The organism is Shewanella sp. 10B, assembly GCF_023475885.1.
GTDB classification, from domain to species: domain Bacteria; phylum Pseudomonadota; class Gammaproteobacteria; order Enterobacterales; family Shewanellaceae; genus Shewanella; species Shewanella mangrovisoli.
Genome location: NZ_JAMDJO010000006.1, coordinates 119,180 through 135,029, shown reverse-complemented (window position 1 = coordinate 135,029; position 15,850 = coordinate 119,180). Strand labels below are relative to the sequence as shown.

Sequence of the window (15,850 nt, the reverse complement as noted above, 5' to 3'; positions counted from 1 at the left end):
TGCGACTCGTTAGAGTGAAAAATCCGCCAGACGCTCGTTATTCGCGAGCTCCTCGCTTCGAATCGTTTCCTGACACTCATCAATTTGCTGCAGCCAAGCTTGCTCATCCCACAGCTCAAACTTGTTTAACTGTCCCACCAGCATGATGCGCTTATCTAAATTGGCGTATTGTCTTAGCGGCGGTGGCAGTAATATGCGCCCGTTGCCATCGAGTTCGACCTCATGGGCATAACCCAGCAACATGCGCTTAAGGGATCGTTGGGTTTTGTCGGTATCTGAAAGCTTGAGTAACTTAGCTTCGATCAATTCCCACTCGTGGATGGGATAAAGGAGTAAACACGCAGATTGAATATCGACTGTGATGACGATGCGGCCTTGGTGCTCTAGCTGCAAAGGTTCGCGGTATCGCACTGGAATAGCGATCCGTCCCTTTGTATCTAAGTTGATAGCACTGGCTCCACGAAACACGCTAATTCATCCTATCCTTTGATTTTTGATCCACAAATATCCACTATTTCCCACAAATGCTAAGTTTAGGGATAGTAGACAAGCATTGTCAAGGGATGGGATCCTTTTATAAAGCCAGTCGGCAAGCGGGTTAGCAGCATGTTGAGCCTATAACTTAGCGACAAAGTTTTGACAAAAAGATCAGCGAAAAATCAGCTAAACGATGGAAAGCGCAGGAATAAAATGCGAGCAAAAAAGCAGCAGCCTTTTGCTTTCAGGCAGTTGCAATGCAATATTTGCCATAGAGTTTCGCTAAATGTGGGATTTTCCCGTTAGACAAATCACGCTAGACTCACAAAGCACAACAAAATAGACTCAATTTTTACATTCGCATAAGCTTATAGAGCGTCAATTTCTAGCATAAATCGCTGAAATATTATTTTTGATTGCGGATTTATTCTGCAATTTAGGAAGGCTTTTATTTCACGATTGCGAGGAAGATCAAAACTCCCGCGGGATAAACTCAAAGAATAACGTTATGACAGCGACTCAGATCCGTACCTGCCACAAGTGGTTTGCACTGATAACCGCCATTCAATTGCTGATCTGGCTAGGAACGGGTGCCTACATGGTGCTGATGGATATAGAGTTTATTCGCGGCAAACCACTGGTAGATAAGGCAAGTACGGCGATATTCCAAGTTGATGCGCCCGTCTATAGCTTTACAGACTTTACTAAGTCACATCCCGGTGCGACGGATATCAGCCTGTATGCCTATCAAGGCTCACTTTGGTACAGCGCAAAGATTGCAGGGAAATTACAGCGCTTTAGCAGTGAGACCGGCGAAGTATTACCACTGCTTGATAAACAGCAGGCGCTCGACGCCGCGCTGCGAGTCTATACGGGTCAGGCTAAGATTATCGGCTCGGCATTCATTGAGCAGAACGTTCCAAGTGAAATCCCTGCCCGCGTGCTCCCCGTTTGGCAGCTGACGTTAGACGATACCATGCACTCGACACTCTATATCTCGGCAGTCACAGGACAAGTGGTCAGCGCGCGCCATGATTACTGGCGACTCTTCGATCTGATGTGGATGCTGCATATTATGGATTATGAGACGCGGGAGAATGTGCATAATCCGTTACTTACGCTAATGACTAGCCTCGCCCTGTTGACCGCACTCTTTGGTATCGCCTTAACCTATATCAGTTTTCGAAACCCGGAGGAGCCTGTATGAGCTTCTCGACTCTTAGCCATACCAGCACCGCTGGCAGCAAGCATTCCATCAGCTTGTTGCTGCAAACCTTACATAAATGGCTGGGTCTTATCGTTGGCCTGCAATTATTGATTTGGGTCGTGACAGGACTTGCCTTTAACCTAATTGACGATAGGTTTTTGGACGCGAACCCATATCGCGCCACTCATAAAACGGCGAGCCCCACTACTGCACTCGCCCCCACGGAAAACCTACTGCAACAATATCAAGCAGAAGGCATTATCGAACTTAAGCTAACCTCAGTGCTGAGCCGCGCCGTGTATGCCCTCACTACAACTCAGCAAACTCGCTGGTTTTGGGCGGACTCACTAAAGCCGCTATCCTTGAACGATGCTGAGATAGTCGCGATTGCCAAACAGAGCTACTCGGGCTCAGGTGAACTCAGCGCACCGCAAATCCTCACCCGCGAAACACCATTCGATGCCAGTGGCCCAGTTGCCATGCTAACAGCCGCAGATGAAGTCGGAACGCGAATTTATATCGATACCGCCTCGGGTGCGGTTCTTGCTCACCAAAATCGTCAATCGGATCTCAAGGATCTACTCTTTATGCTGCATTTTATGGACTATGCTCCCGATAATGGCATTGGTTTTAATCACTTATTGGTACAAGTTGTCAGCATTGCTGCGCTGTTTTTAGGTCTTTCGGGGATTTACCTCCTTGGGCATAAATTCCATCAAGGTCAGTTATCCCTGCCATTCTTGAGGCGCAAAAACTCCATAGGAAAACTGGCGCTTTTTACTCAAGACGCTCAGCCGCTCGCCGAATTCACCGATCTCAATGGCACTTATTTAGAGAGCATTAATCGAGGGCGTGAAAGATTGAGAACCCAATGCGGCGGTGGCGGACGCTGCGGCCTGTGTAAACTCAGGTTTGTCGAGCAGCCGCCCTGTCCCAATGATTATGATCTGGATAAACTCACCGCCACAGAGCTAGCACAAGGCATTCGCCTGAGCTGCCAACACGAGGCACATCCTGGCAAACTTGAATTAGCCACCAAAGCCCAGCACAGATATTGGCCACAGTCAGAACAGTAAAGGAGTGTCGCGTACAGGCTTAAATCGGCGTATAGTCTAAATATTAAGCAACTCCGGCCGATAAGCAGCTAAGAGGTCATCAATTAAGGAGGCGCTATGAGTGGATTGGACAGTCTTTACGCTATGCTGGCACAGCCAGCAAAACCCGTATTTACCCCCAAGCGGGTCGTCGATCAGGTTAGCGGTGCGACCGCCAATGCGCCCGATAGCCATGAAACCCCGCAGTCACAATTACCGCCCACCTTAGATGTGAAAGTCAGAGAAAGACGCAAAAACGACAACGCCAGTCGCAATAAAAAACGCCGCGCATCGGACAAACAACAAGACTTAAAAGAGGGTGTGGTGCTCGAAGTCACTGACGATACCGCTGACACAGCGCAATCGCCCAGTAAGCACATCATCGATATCGAAGTTTAACGTGCTGGCCGTTAGTAAATAAGGCGCAACCTCAGGGTGCGCCTTATGTGTTTCAACCCTAAAAGAAACTAAGAACGAGTTCTCGCCACCGCATCTTGCCAACCTGCATATAACCGCTCCCTTTGACTCGCATCAATATTCGGTTTGAAGTGTTTATCGATACAGGCCTTATGCTCAAGTTCGGTCACTGATGTCCAAAAGCCAACCGCCAGTCCCGCTAAAAAGGCTGCGCCAAGCGCGGTAGTCTCACACACACTCGGTCTTAAGACTTCAACGTCGGTGATATCCGCTTGAAATTGCATGAGGAAGTCATTAGCAACCGCACCACCATCCACCTTAAGGGATTTAAGCCGCTCACCACTGTCCTTAATCATGGCATCGAGTAAATCCTTACTCTGGTAGGCAATCGACTCTAATGCCGCACGGATAATATGATTACGGTTAGCGCCGCGCGTTAACCCAAACAGTGCGCCACGGGCATTAGGATCCCAATAGGGAGCGCCAAGCCCAACAAAAGCTGGCACTAAATACACCCCATTGGTATCCGCGACTTTAGAGGCAAAATATTCGGTATCGCTGGCATCGCGAATAAGCCCCAGCTCATCGCGCAACCATTGTATGGTCGCGCCGCCCATAAACACTGAGCCTTCAAGGGCATAATTCACTTCACCTTGAGCACCTACCGCTACTGTGGTTAATAACCCATGGGATGAACGTACGGCTTTATTGCCTGTATTCATTAATAAAAAGCAGCCAGTGCCATAAGTGTTTTTAGCCATTCCCGGCTCGACACAAAGCTGGCCAAAGAGCGCCGCCTGTTGGTCACCCGCGATCCCCGCGAGTGGAATTTCGCTGCCCTCACCGGCAATACGGGTTGTGCCATAGACACTGCAGGAGGGTTTCACTTCGGGCAGCATGACCGCAGGAATATCGAGCGCCTCGAGCAGTTTAGTATCCCAACTCAAACTATGGATATTAAACAGCAGCGTGCGGGCGGCATTGGTGGGATCGGTCACATGCACTTTGCCTTCGGTGAGTTTCCACAGCAACCAAGTATCCACTGTGCCGAATAAGAGCTCGCCTCGTTTGGCTTTTGCACGCGCATCCGGCACATTATCGAGGATCCATTTGATCTTAGTGCCTGAAAAATAAGGGTCGAGCAGGAGTCCCGTATTCTCCCGTACATAATCTTCTAAACCTTGGGCCTTAAGTTGCTCACAGATCTCTGAGCTGCGGCGACACTGCCACACAATGGCGTTATAGACGGGTTTGCCAGTGGCCTTTTCCCAGATAATAGTGGTTTCGCGCTGATTGGTGATACCAATGGCTGCCACTTCATCGCTGTGAATGCCCGCTCTGGCAAGGGATTCGATCAACACCGAACTTTGGCTCGCCCAGATCTCCATGGGATCATGCTCCACCCAGCCGGGGTTTGGATAAAGCTGAGTAAACTCCCGCTGTGAGACGCTGACAATATTGGCATCGTGGTCAAACACAATCGCCCTTGAGCTGGTTGTGCCCTGGTCTAACGCCACTACGTATTTTTTCTGCACACGACTATCCTATTTGTCCTCTGCCATATTCAAATCGGCAGATTCTTAATGACTCATTGATTATGCTCTGAATATATTCGCAATTGGCGGCCATGACTAGCCAACATCTGGCAAATGCGCATCAAGCCACGTTATTTTAGGCACAAAAAAACCCTGAAGATTCAGGGCTTTTTCATCAGCTAGATGATTACATCTTGTAGCTCATTTGGATACCGGCTAACCAAACATCACCACTCGCTTCACCGTTGAAGCTCACAGTAGCAAGGTTAAGCAGATTTTGCTGTTCGTTGATTGGCGCATCACCCGTGGCACGGATATAGGTCAGCGCGAAATCAACATTCAGGTTTTTAGTCGCCTGATAGCCCGCACCGACAGAGAACCACAGACGGTCCGAGTCAGGGATAGTCGTAGTACGCCATTCATTAGTAGCCGCCGTTTTGTCTAAAGCCACACCCGCACGCACTAACCATTCATTGCTGACTTGATAGGTGGTACCTAAGGCAAAGCGCCAGTTATCTTCAAAGTGCTCTTCTTTGACTAAGTCAGACTCTAAGTCACCCTTTGGTTTAACTTCACCAGGGAAGTAAGCCACTAACTGATCGAATACGCTCCAATCGGTCCAGTTAACGCTGGCATGCATTGCCCAGTTATCGGTTAATTGGTGATAAGACGACAGTTCGGCAAATGCAGGCAGTTCGAGCGGAATGTAACCTTCAATCGACAGATTCTGGCCGCCATCGTAAATCACACCTGATGCATGACCTTCTAAATCAAGCTTTACGCCGCTGTGATACGCCAGACCGACACGGTGTGCTGGATTAATCTGCCAGCTCGTGCCTAGTTGCCAGCCGTAGCCAATATCGTCGCCTTTCATGCTTTTCAGCTCAGTACCACCCGGCGGTAGCATGGCAGACACTTGTGCTGGTAATACGGGCTTAATGCCATCGACCCAACCCGGTAACGAGGCACCGATTTCACCTTCACCGTAAACGATACGTACACCACCACCTACGCTGACAGCATCATTTACGCGGTAAGCGATGTTAGGGTTAAACTCAACTGTGGTCACCGCAGTTTTATTACCGAAAATCGCCGCAGCGTGGGTTTTAGGTAACTCGGTTGACAGACCATAGTTAGAGTTAACCGCCAGACCCCAAGTCCATTGGTCATTTAACTGATTGGAATAATAGAAGTTAGGCACTAACGCATCATCGGCCACATCTAAGGCATCGCCGCCTTTCATTTCAACGGGATTTGGGCCCAGTAATGGCGAGCTTAGGCTCACATCACCTTTAACATCCACGTTAGGCATAACATAGATACCACCAGCAGACAGCTGACGGCCTTCTAAGTAGGTCAGCATTGCTGGGTTGCGGCCTTGAACTGAAGCGTTATCGGCAATTGCGGCTTCACCAGCAAAGGCACGGCCTAAGCCAGTCGCTGAGTATTCAGCCAGTTGGAAACCCGCTGCTTGGACTTGAGTCGTTGTGCTTAATAAGGCCGCAGTCACAGCCAAAGTCAGAAGACGTTTTTGCATTGTTATTCTCAGAAAATATTATTGTTATCTGTGCCAGTAACTTGGTCACAATGGCGTTCACACAAAATAGAGCAAACACTCCAGATTGAATGCGAGGGAGTTTACCGATGCAGAAGATGTTTGCAACAAGCGGGAATAAAACAGACAAAAAAACTAGCCATCAAAAGACATTCAATATTTTTAGTGAGATAAATCACTTTTAAAACAAGAATAATAAGTGAAAACGCGAAGCGTCATTTGCTGAAAACATTTTTCAAGTTACTACATTGACAATTAAATCAACTTAAAAACAATGAATTAACAGACAAAAAACCTATAAACACTTGTAAGCCATTTTACCCATTAAAATTCAGCATAAATCACTAGCGCTCATTTTGAGTGCGATACAGGAAAGACTACATTCATTTTAAATCAATAAATACAACAAATTAGACTTAAGCACTTAAGCGTAGATAATAAAAACGCCTAGTTTTCGAACTAGGCGTTTAAGATTAACATCCATTAAGGTACAAGTGTTCGCCGAATGCTTAGCATCGCCAGCTTGGGATTTGTGATTCGTACTCGCCTATCTGCGCCCCGTGGGATAAGGTCAAGCCAATGGCATCTAAACCATTCAGCAATTTATGCCGCGCCGACTCGGCCAACGTAAAGCTAAACTCAGCTCCTGAAGGCGATGTCACCTTACAAGTCGTTAAGTCGACGGTGATTTGTGCGCCTTCTTCGCTCGCCACCTCATCCATTAACTGGCGTACTTCATTCGCGCTCAGCTTCACCGGCAACAAACCGTTATTGATGGAGTTTCCATAAAAAATATCGGCAAAGCTCGGGGCAATAATGGCGCGCAGGCCAAAATCCGCCAGTGCCCATGGGGCATGCTCACGGCTGGAGCCACAGCCAAAGTTTTCCTGTGCCAGCAGAATCGACGCACCGCTATAGCGAGGCTTGTTTAGAGTGAAATCAGGATTAGGCACATCCCCGGCATCATCGAGATAACGCCAATCGTGGAATAGGTGCACACCGAATCCATCCCGCGTCACCTTAGATAAAAATTGCTTCGGGATAATTTGATCGGTATCGATATTGGCGCTGTCGATCATGACCGCAAGCCCGGTATGGCTAGTAAAAGGTTGCATTAACTTCTCCTCTTGGGATTACGGTTAGTAAGGTTTACGGATATCGACAAAATGCCCAGCAATCGCCGCCGCTGCCGCCATCGCTGGACTCACCAAATGGGTACGACTACCACGACCTTGGCGCCCCTCGAAGTTGCGGTTACTGGTAGAGGCGCAGCGATCGCCCGCTTCTAATCTGTCGTCGTTCATCGCCAAACACATAGAGCAACCCGGTAAACGCCATTCGAATCCAGCCTCGATAAAAATTTTATCTAGCCCTTCGGCCTCGGCCTGTGCCTTCACTTGGCCAGAACCCGGTACTACGATTGCCGTAACGCCCGAAGCCACTTTACGTCCTTGCGCCTGTTTCGCCGCGCTGCGTAAATCTTCAATCCGCGAGTTAGTGCAAGAACCAATAAAGACTTTGTTAATCGCGACGTCTGTCATCGGCGTGCCTGCGGTCAAGCCGATATAGTCCAGCGCTTTTTCCATGCTGGCGCGAATAGTTGGATTCGCCTCGTCGGCAGGATTCGGCACGGGCGCATCGATGGCAACCACTTGTCCAGGGTTGGTGCCCCAAGTCAGCTGCGGCGCGATATCGGCCGCATCCAACGCGACGGTGGCATCAAACTCAGCGCCGACATCGGTTTTCAGCGCCTTCCATGAGGCGACGGCCTCTGCCCAATCTTCGCCCTTTGGTGCAAACTCGCGGCCTTCGAGGTAATCGAAAGTGGTTTGATCCGGCGCGACCATGCCCGCCTTAGCGCCCATTTCAATCGCCATATTGCAGACTGTCATGCGCCCTTCCATCGACAGCGCTTCAATGGCCTCACCACAAAACTCAACCACATAGCCAGTGCCGCCATCCATACCTATCTTACCGATAATCGCCAGTACGATATCTTTAGCAGTTACGCCATCGGTGACCTGACCACGGACTTCGATTTTCATGGTCTTGGCTTTTAATTGTCGCAGGGTTTGCGTCGCCAGCACATGTTCCACCTCGGAAGTGCCGATACCGAAAGCCAAGGCGCCAAATGCACCGTGAGTCGCCGTATGGGAATCGCCACACACAATGACAGTGCCGGGTAAGGTAATGCCAAGCTCAGGCCCCATCACATGCACAATCCCTTGATTAGGATGGTGAATGTCATATAAGCGCACGCCGAAGTCTTTACAGTTTTGCGCCAAGGTCTCGACCTGAGTACGTGCCATAGGGCTTAAAGCATCTAGGCTAGCACTGCGCGTCGAAGTGTTGTGATCCATGGTCGCGAAGGTTTTCTCTGGGGCGCGTAACTTACGCCCAGCCACTTTTAAGCCACTAAAGGCTTGGGGCGATGTCACTTCGTGAACCAAATGTCTATCGACATAAATGATCGGCGCTTCGCCCTCTGGGATTGCCACAACGTGGGCATCCCACACTTTTTGATACAGGGTTTTCGGAGCGTTTGATGTTGAAGGAGTCGTCATTACACACCTGCCTTAACTGCATCGGCGATAAAGTCGCCCATTTCGACTGTCGATTTGGCCTTATGGCGTTGGTCGCTACTTAATAGCTCACCAGTTAAATAGCCAGAATTCAGCGCCTTACTCACTGCACGTTCAATCGCACTTGCCGCCTCTTCTTGCTTTAAGCTGTGACGCAGCATCAGCGCGGCCGACAGAATTTGTGCAATCGGGTTAGCAATACCCTTTCCGGCGATATCCGGCGCGCTGCCACCAGCGGGTTCAAACAAACCAAAGCCAGTGCTATTCATGCTTGCCGAAGACAACAAGCCCATAGAACCGGTCAACATAGCGATTTCGTCCGATAAAATATCGCCAAACAGGTTAGAACACAGCATAACGTCAAACTCATCGGGGCGGCGCAGCAACTGCATAGTCGCGTTGTCGATATAGATGTGTTCCAGTTCAACATCAGGGAAGTCCACCGCCACTTCTTCTACTACTTGGCGCCACAATACCGAGCAAGCTAAGACGTTTGCCTTGTCGACCGAAGTGACTTTTTTACGGCGACCGCGGGCGGCTTCAAAGGCAATGCGTGCGATACGGGCAATCTCGCGGCGGCTGTAACGCATGGTATCGAAGGCTTCTTCGCTCTCACCTTCACCTTGGCGCCCCTTAGGCTTACCAAAATAGATCCCCCCCGTTAACTCACGCACGCAGAGAACATCGAAGCCTCGAGCAGAAATATCACTGCGCAGCGGTGACATATGTTCTAAACCATCATGCAATTTCGCCGGACGCAGGTTACAAAACAGTTCGAAGTGACCACGTAATGGCAATAATGCACCACGCTCGGGTTGTTCATTCGGCGGCAGTTTTTCCCATTTAGGACCACCGACTGAACCGAATAGAATGGCATCGGCCGCTTCACAACCTTTCAGTGTTGCCTCAGGCAATGGACAACCGTGGTTGTCGATGGCTATACCGCCGACATCATATTCAGAGTATTCAATGTTAAGACCAAAACGTGCCTCAACCGCCTTTAACACCTTACGCGCCTCGGCCATCACTTCTGGCCCAATACCATCCCCGGCTAATACTGCAATTTGATAACTCATACGCCCGCTCACTCCTTCAATGTGAAAACTTTATGCTCGATATCGCTTGGGTTATACGCCGCCCAGCTCTCTGTTTTTATGCATATTCTGTTTGTAATCTGCGACCTTATCAGCGCGGCAAGTCAGGTTCATCACGTGCACTAACGCACGGGCTGATGCCTCAACCACGTCGGTCGCTAAGCCGACACCGTGGAAATTTTGTTCATGGTAAACCGCGGTAATGTCGACTTGGCCTAGGGCATTTTGTCCCTCACCCTTAGCGCCCAATTTGTAGCTGATAATATCGATACGACGGTCCGTCGCACGGGCAATGGCGTTATAGGCGGCATCAACGGGACCATTACCGGTCGCGGCTTCAGTTTTAATCTCACCGCCGACATCGATGCGTACAGTAGCCGTGGCAACACCTTCGGTGGAATCGGACTGCACCACTAACTGCTGTAATTGATAGAAGTTATCTTCCGCCGCTTGCGCTTCCATAAAGGCTAAGGCTTCTAAGTCATAATCGAAGACTTGACCCTTTTTATCGGCCAAATGTAAAAACTGTTCGTACAGGGCATCCAGATTGAAATCCTGCTCGCTGTAGCCCATTTCCTCCATACGATGCTTAATCACATGGCGACCTGAGCGCGAGGTCATATTCAGGTTGTTACGGTTTAGGCCGATGCTCTCTGGCGTCATGATTTCATAGGTGTTTTGTGCCTTTAACATGCCATCTTGGTGGATCCCCGAAGAGTGGGTAAAGGCATTCGCGCCCACAATTGCCTTATTCGACTGGATCGGCATATTGCACAACTGGCTGACCAGATTCGACGTGCGGTGGATCTCTTTAGCATTGATCCCAGTTTCAACTCCCAGCAGATTCTTACGCGTCGCTAAGATCATGGCGATTTCTTCTAGGGAGCAGTTACCCGCACGCTCACCAATACCGTTCATGGTACATTCAATTTGGCGAGCACCATGCTGCACGGCGGTGATCGAATTAGCGACCGACATACCTAAGTCGTCATGGCAGTGAACGGAGATAATGGCTTGATCGATATTCGGTACGCGATTAAACAAGGTTTGAATAATCCCCCCAAACTCGCTTGGCACTGTGTAACCCACGGTATCGGGGATATTGATGGTGCGAGCCCCTGCGTGAATCGCCGCTTCTACCATACGGCACAGGTTGTCGATTGGTGTGCGTCCCGCATCTTCGCAGGAAAACTCTACATCATCGGTAAACCTGCGGGCATATTTCACCGCGCCCACCGCCATCTCCAACACTTGCTCGAATGAGCGCTTTAACTTGCTCTCCACATGGATAGTCGAGGTGGAGATAAAGGTATGAATACGGAACTGTTCGGCAACCGATAATGCTTGGGCGGCGGCATCGATATCTTTTTCCAAGGCGCGGGATAAGGCGCACACACGGCTATTTTTGATGGTACGGGCAATGGTCTGCACCGACTCAAAATCACCGGGGGAAGACACGGGAAACCCGACTTCCATTACATCTACACCGAGACGTTCTAACGCCATGGCGATCTGTAACTTTTCTTTGACCGACAGGCTTGCCGCTAACGCCTGCTCGCCATCACGTAAGGTGGTATCAAATATAATTACTCTGTTAGACATCTCGCTTCTCCATGGAACGTCACCGTTCATTATTTAACTTTTGCCGTATTCAGATACAAAAAACCCCGCAACATTGGTGCGGGGTTTATGAGTGTTTTGCCTATCTATCGAGCGAGCAACACTAAGACCTCCGCGTTTGTGGCGCGAGAGAGAGAAGGAGGAGGTCGAGTTTGCTGCTAATTCTATTCATTTAAATTAAATATTTATTCTATTGACTCAAAATAAGGACGGTTAATATTTAACTCGCTTGCTTAAGTGTGTCAACCCCAATTTTTTTCATGTTCTTCGAGTTATTTGCTGCAAAATAGCAAAATTTACCCATATTCACTCGACAAGACTCTCGTTAATCCCTTGTCAGTAGAGAAAAATCCACAAAATGGCTCAAGTCAAAATTTGAACAAAAAAATCATTTTTTATGCAAAAAAGCCTTGAGACACGTTATAATCCTCGCCCGCGGTTACGGATATTAGAATTAATGCATGGTATGGAGCAAAAAATGGATTTTCGCGTCTTAGCGCTTAGCCTGTTGTTATGGCTATTCCCTTTTAGGGTCAGTGCTAACGACCAACTCGATGCACTTGCAGAACTGATTTATCAGTATCCGACCAAGGCTTTGACGCAAATTAGCGCACTAGAGAAACAACAAGCCGCTGATAACTCTAGTGATATTGATAGGCTTCGCCTCAGTATGCTCAAGTGCCAGAACTTGTTGCAATTAGGGGAAAATGAAGCGGCAATCAACCTTGCCCAGATGGGCGAAGCCAATGCCAAACAGCTAAAACTCGATCAGGCACGTCCCTACTTTTTGAATTGTCAGGCCGATGCCTATCTCAATTATGATAATGTGCAAGATGCCTTACCTTTGCTCGATTCAGCGATTACCCACGCGAGACGTTATCAGCAACCTCAAGCCTTAATCGATGCACTGCGGTTAAGGGGGCAACTGGATACCAACACGGATAACTTTTCCTCCGCCATCGAAGATTTACGCATCGCTATCGACATCTATCCCGATATTCATACCCAGACACAAAATTGGGTGTGGCCGCCGCAGGCCTATGTCTATGCCGCTATGGGCAGTTTACTCTACGCAACCCATGATTTACCCCAAGCCATGTATTACACCAATCTGGCACTCAACAGTCCCGATGCTAAGGGGAAGGCACGGCATGTGTTACTACTAAACGCATCGCGTCTCGCGTTAGATAATCAAGATAGAGAATACAGCGACCAACTGGAGAAACAGGCAAAAGCCTTGTTACCTGAAATCGGCTCTCCCTTAGAACTGGCTTATAGTTATGCCGTTTTGGCTTCAATCGCCCTCGATAAGGGACGAATGGATACTGCCGAAGAATACATCTCCATTGCCATGAACACCTTTAAGCTGCAAAACCAACGGGCGGCTATGATGCGCTCGACCCGTTTATTGGCACAGATCCGGTTTGCACAACATAGAGATGAAGCGGCGTTAGCCCTTATGAACTCCGCCATAGAGCAGGGAGAGTCATTAAAGCAATACTCTGATCTAAAATGGTTTTATGGCATTTTGAGTGATTATTATCAAACCCACGACAACTACAAACTTGCCTACGAGTATTTGCAAAAACGTTTCGATGCCACAGAACTTGCTAACGAGTCGATGAATAACACCCGTATCCTGCAATTTAAGGCCAGATTAAATCAGCAAGGACTACAACTGGCGAGCAAGGAGAATCAGCCAACTCACAACTCGGTACTGAAAGAGCTCAATATCGATTGGGCCTATAGCACGTTATTTTTAGTCGCCATGGCCTTCTTGGGCGGTGCCATTTGGTATTTCATTGATAAACAAAATAATCGTGCACCATCAGCTGAATCAGACAGCCAAAATCTGCCACCACAACAACTACTCGAGTTGACTCTTCACAGCGCTAAGCAAGGCGATTATCCATTGTCGCTGTTGCTGCTCAATGCCAGCCAAATTCGCCAAGTCGATCTGCCCGCGCTAATGGATAAGTTACAAGACAAGCTACGTGAGCAGGACAAACTATTACGCTATTCGATAGACGAGATAGTCATAGTGCTGCCCTATACCTCTGCCGTGGGCGCGCAGAAAGTCGTCGGTCAAATCACCCCCACCATCCAAACCTTACAAGGAACAAGCAAGGTGAATATTGGCGTTGCGGTGATGCAACAGTTTGATACTTTGGATTCTTTGGTTAAGCGCGCGAGCATCAATCAATTAGGTAAACTCAAGGGGAGCGACCCACAAAGCGATTATTCCCCCGCTAAATAGGCGGCAATTTCATCGAGGAAATCGTCGCCAAATCGGCTGAGTTTGCGCTCACCAACGCCGTTAACCGCCAGCATTTCACCGGGACTGGTGGGCATCATGGCCGCCATTTCCGCTAGGGTCGCATCGTTAAACACCAGATAGGGCGGCACATCCTGCTCCTCGGCAATAGTACGACGTAGGGCTTTTAGCCTCGCAAACAGTTTGCGGTCGTAATTCAGCGGTGCCCGCGATTGAGTGACTTTGCGCTTAATGTTGGTCAGTTGAATCCGTGGCTCTGCCAACATTAGCGCCACCTCGCCCTTAAGGATCGGCCTTGCCGAAGGGTTTAAGGTGATGGACGAGCCCCGCGTAATATCTTGGCTCGCAAGCCCTAAGTGAATCAGCTGACGGATCACGCTCAACCAATATTCATGGCTCTTCTCTTTGCCTATGCCCCAAGTGCTGAGTTTATCGTGCCCTCTATCCACAATAGCTGCGCCCTTAGAGCCACGCAAGACTTCAATCAAGTGATTGATACCAAAGCGCTGTCCGAGCCGATAGATGCAAGACAGCACCTTCTGCGCATCCTCGGTGCCGTTATAACGTTTAGGCGGGTCGAGACAAATATCGCAGTTGCCGCAGGGCTCTAACGCGCTCTCATCGAAGTAATGCAGCAACACTTGGCGACGACAGGTTTGTGCCTCTGCAAATGCAGCCATGGTATTGAGCTTATGGAAATCCACCTGCTGCTGCGGCCCTGGCTCCGACTGCTCGATAAGATGGCGCACTCGCCCAATATCGGCAGGATCAAACAACATAAAGGCTTCGGCCTCGAGTCCATCACGCCCCGCTCGGCCAGTTTCTTGATAATAGGCTTCGATGCTCTTAGGGATATCGTAATGCACCACAAAGCGCACGTTGGATTTGTTAATCCCCATGCCAAAGGCCACGGTGGCAACCACGATATCAATTTGATCTTTAAGGAAGCTATCCTGCACTTCACCGCGCTCTTGCGGCGTCATACCCGCATGGTATGCCTTAGCATGAAACCCTTGTAGGGTGAGCCGTTCAGCCACCTCATCCACACGGCGACGACTGCTGCAGTAGACAATGCCGCTACTGCCATTTTGTTGCAGTAAAAACTGTCGTAATTGATTCGCGGCATTGAGTTTTTCCGCAACCGTATAGCGAATATTAGGCCGATCGAAACTCGATAGTAACCTAAAGGGATTAATCCCTAGGCGCTCGCAAATATTTTGCCGCGTCGCCTGATCCGCTGTGGCGGTGAGCGCCATCATGGGCACATGGGGGAAGAGCTGCTTTAACTGGCCAAGGGCGGCATATTCGGGACGAAAATCGTGTCCCCATTGACTGATGCAGTGCGCCTCATCGATGGCAAACATGGATAACGGCAGGGAGCGCATGCGCTCGATAAAATCGCCACTAAGTAACCGCTCAGGAGACACATAAAGCAGTTTTAGCTCGCCTCGATGTAACTGCCTCAGCACCTCTACACTCTGCTCCCGCGGCTGCGATGAGTTTAAATAGGCGGCATTGACACCCGTCTGCAACAGGCTATCGACCTGATCTTTCATTAATGAAATCAGCGGTGATACTACGATAGTGATGCCTGGCATCAGCAGTGCGGGCAATTGGTAACACAGACTCTTACCGCCGCCAGTGGGCATGATCACAAGGCAGTCCTCACCACTGCATACACGTTCGATAACCTCGCGCTGACCGTCCCTAAAGTCACGGTAGCCAAACACCTGCGCGAGGCGTTGCGACAGCGGATCATCATGTATGTCGAGTAACTGAGTTTCCATGGATCTTCTAGCTAAAAAGTAAGGGCGCCTATTCTAAAGGACAGAATCGCTCCTGTCTTGCGCCATCTTGCCCAAACTGCCTCCGCGCGAACAACCTGAGGATAGGCTTCCTACTCCATGACTAATCATAATGCCTAAAACGATTTGCCCGCACAAAGGCTCGAGTTGCATTAGGCATAGGCTTGGCTGTAGATTAATTGCTCTAAG

12 protein-coding genes are annotated in these 15,850 nt (G+C 49.3%); 4 read left to right on the top strand and 8 right to left on the bottom strand.

Translation table 11 applies throughout. The features are described from left to right. Positions 1–9: 9 nt before the first annotated feature. Complete coding sequence (gene mraZ, locus M0415_RS17665; protein ID WP_011624306.1) at positions 10–468, bottom strand: division/cell wall cluster transcriptional repressor MraZ; 459 nt, start codon at positions 466–468, stop codon at positions 10–12. Positions 469–985: 517 nt separating this feature from the next. Between mraZ and M0415_RS17660 the strand changes: the two genes are divergently transcribed. The 3 genes from M0415_RS17660 to M0415_RS17650 all read left to right on the top strand — a co-directional run bounded on the left by M0415_RS17660 (position 986) and on the right by M0415_RS17650 (position 3,177). Continuing rightward, positions 986–1,684, top strand: coding sequence for a peptidase (locus M0415_RS17660; RefSeq protein WP_249556351.1), 699 nt, complete (start codon positions 986–988; stop codon positions 1,682–1,684). Next, a complete protein-coding gene (locus M0415_RS17655; protein WP_249556352.1) occupies positions 1,681–2,760 on the top strand; it encodes a PepSY domain-containing protein in 1,080 nt (359 codons plus the stop codon). Before M0415_RS17660 ends, M0415_RS17655 begins: the two co-directional genes overlap by 4 nt. A 96-nt stretch (positions 2,761–2,856) precedes the next feature. Then, complete coding sequence (locus tag M0415_RS17650) at positions 2,857–3,177, top strand: hypothetical protein (protein WP_220054043.1); 321 nt, start codon at positions 2,857–2,859, stop codon at positions 3,175–3,177. A 68-nt stretch (positions 3,178–3,245) separates the two neighbouring features. On the opposite strand, the gene glpK is transcribed toward M0415_RS17650, so the two are convergent. The 6 genes from glpK to leuA all read right to left on the bottom strand — a co-directional run bounded on the left by glpK (position 3,246) and on the right by leuA (position 11,563). Next, the gene (gene glpK, locus M0415_RS17645; RefSeq protein WP_249556353.1) at positions 3,246–4,730 is read right to left on the bottom strand and encodes a glycerol kinase GlpK; all 1,485 of its coding nucleotides are present in this window, start codon (positions 4,728–4,730) and stop codon (positions 3,246–3,248) included. Between the two features lie 187 nt (positions 4,731–4,917). Then, positions 4,918–6,267 carry an outer membrane protein transport protein gene (locus M0415_RS17640; protein WP_249556354.1) on the bottom strand — a complete coding sequence of 450 codons (1,350 nt, stop codon included), beginning with the start codon at positions 6,265–6,267 and terminating at the stop codon, positions 4,918–4,920. Positions 6,268–6,794: 527 nt separating this feature from the next. After that, positions 6,795–7,400, bottom strand: coding sequence for a 3-isopropylmalate dehydratase small subunit (gene leuD, locus M0415_RS17635; protein ID WP_220056686.1), 606 nt, complete (start codon positions 7,398–7,400; stop codon positions 6,795–6,797). Between the two features lie 24 nt (positions 7,401–7,424). After that, entirely contained in the window at positions 7,425–8,849 is a 1,425-nt protein-coding gene (leuC, locus tag M0415_RS17630; protein ID WP_249556355.1) for a 3-isopropylmalate dehydratase large subunit, read from the bottom strand. Continuing rightward, positions 8,849–9,943: a 3-isopropylmalate dehydrogenase gene (leuB, locus tag M0415_RS17625; protein WP_220054048.1), complete on the bottom strand. Its 1,095-nt coding sequence runs from the start codon at positions 9,941–9,943 to the stop codon at positions 8,849–8,851. Before leuB ends, leuC begins: the two co-directional genes overlap by 1 nt. Before the next feature lie 51 nt (positions 9,944–9,994). After that, complete coding sequence (gene leuA / locus M0415_RS17620; RefSeq protein WP_011718510.1) at positions 9,995–11,563, bottom strand: 2-isopropylmalate synthase; 1,569 nt, start codon at positions 11,561–11,563, stop codon at positions 9,995–9,997. Between the two features lie 496 nt (positions 11,564–12,059). Between leuA and M0415_RS17615 the strand changes: the two genes are divergently transcribed. Continuing rightward, positions 12,060–13,838, top strand: a complete 1,779-nt coding sequence (locus tag M0415_RS17615; protein ID WP_249556356.1) for a diguanylate cyclase domain-containing protein — start codon at positions 12,060–12,062, stop codon at positions 13,836–13,838. Here the strand turns inward: M0415_RS17615 and recQ are convergent. Beyond that, positions 13,820–15,643, bottom strand: coding sequence for a DNA helicase RecQ (recQ, locus tag M0415_RS17610; RefSeq protein WP_249556357.1), 1,824 nt, complete (start codon positions 15,641–15,643; stop codon positions 13,820–13,822). The genes M0415_RS17615 and recQ overlap by 19 nt on opposite strands. Positions 15,644–15,850 lie beyond the last annotated feature (207 nt).

Excerpts from the sequence above, each read along its gene's own strand:
- leuC (WP_249556355.1), bottom strand. The coding sequence starts at position 8,849 with ATGACGACTCCTTCAACATCAAACGCTCCGAAAACCCTGTATCAAAAA.
- M0415_RS17660 (WP_249556351.1), top strand. The coding sequence starts at position 986 with ATGACAGCGACTCAGATCCGTACCTGCCACAAGTGGTTTGCACTGATA.
- leuB (WP_220054048.1), bottom strand. The coding sequence starts at position 9,943 with ATGAGTTATCAAATTGCAGTATTAGCCGGGGATGGTATTGGGCCAGAA.
- M0415_RS17655 (WP_249556352.1), top strand. The coding sequence starts at position 1,681 with ATGAGCTTCTCGACTCTTAGCCATACCAGCACCGCTGGCAGCAAGCAT.
- M0415_RS17640 (WP_249556354.1), bottom strand. The coding sequence starts at position 6,267 with ATGCAAAAACGTCTTCTGACTTTGGCTGTGACTGCGGCCTTATTAAGC.
- M0415_RS17650 (WP_220054043.1), top strand. The coding sequence starts at position 2,857 with ATGAGTGGATTGGACAGTCTTTACGCTATGCTGGCACAGCCAGCAAAA.
- recQ (WP_249556357.1), bottom strand. The coding sequence starts at position 15,643 with ATGGAAACTCAGTTACTCGACATACATGATGATCCGCTGTCGCAACGC.
- M0415_RS17615 (WP_249556356.1), top strand. The coding sequence starts at position 12,060 with ATGGATTTTCGCGTCTTAGCGCTTAGCCTGTTGTTATGGCTATTCCCT.
- leuA (WP_011718510.1), bottom strand. The coding sequence starts at position 11,563 with ATGTCTAACAGAGTAATTATATTTGATACCACCTTACGTGATGGCGAG.
- leuD (WP_220056686.1), bottom strand. The coding sequence starts at position 7,400 with ATGCAACCTTTTACTAGCCATACCGGGCTTGCGGTCATGATCGACAGC.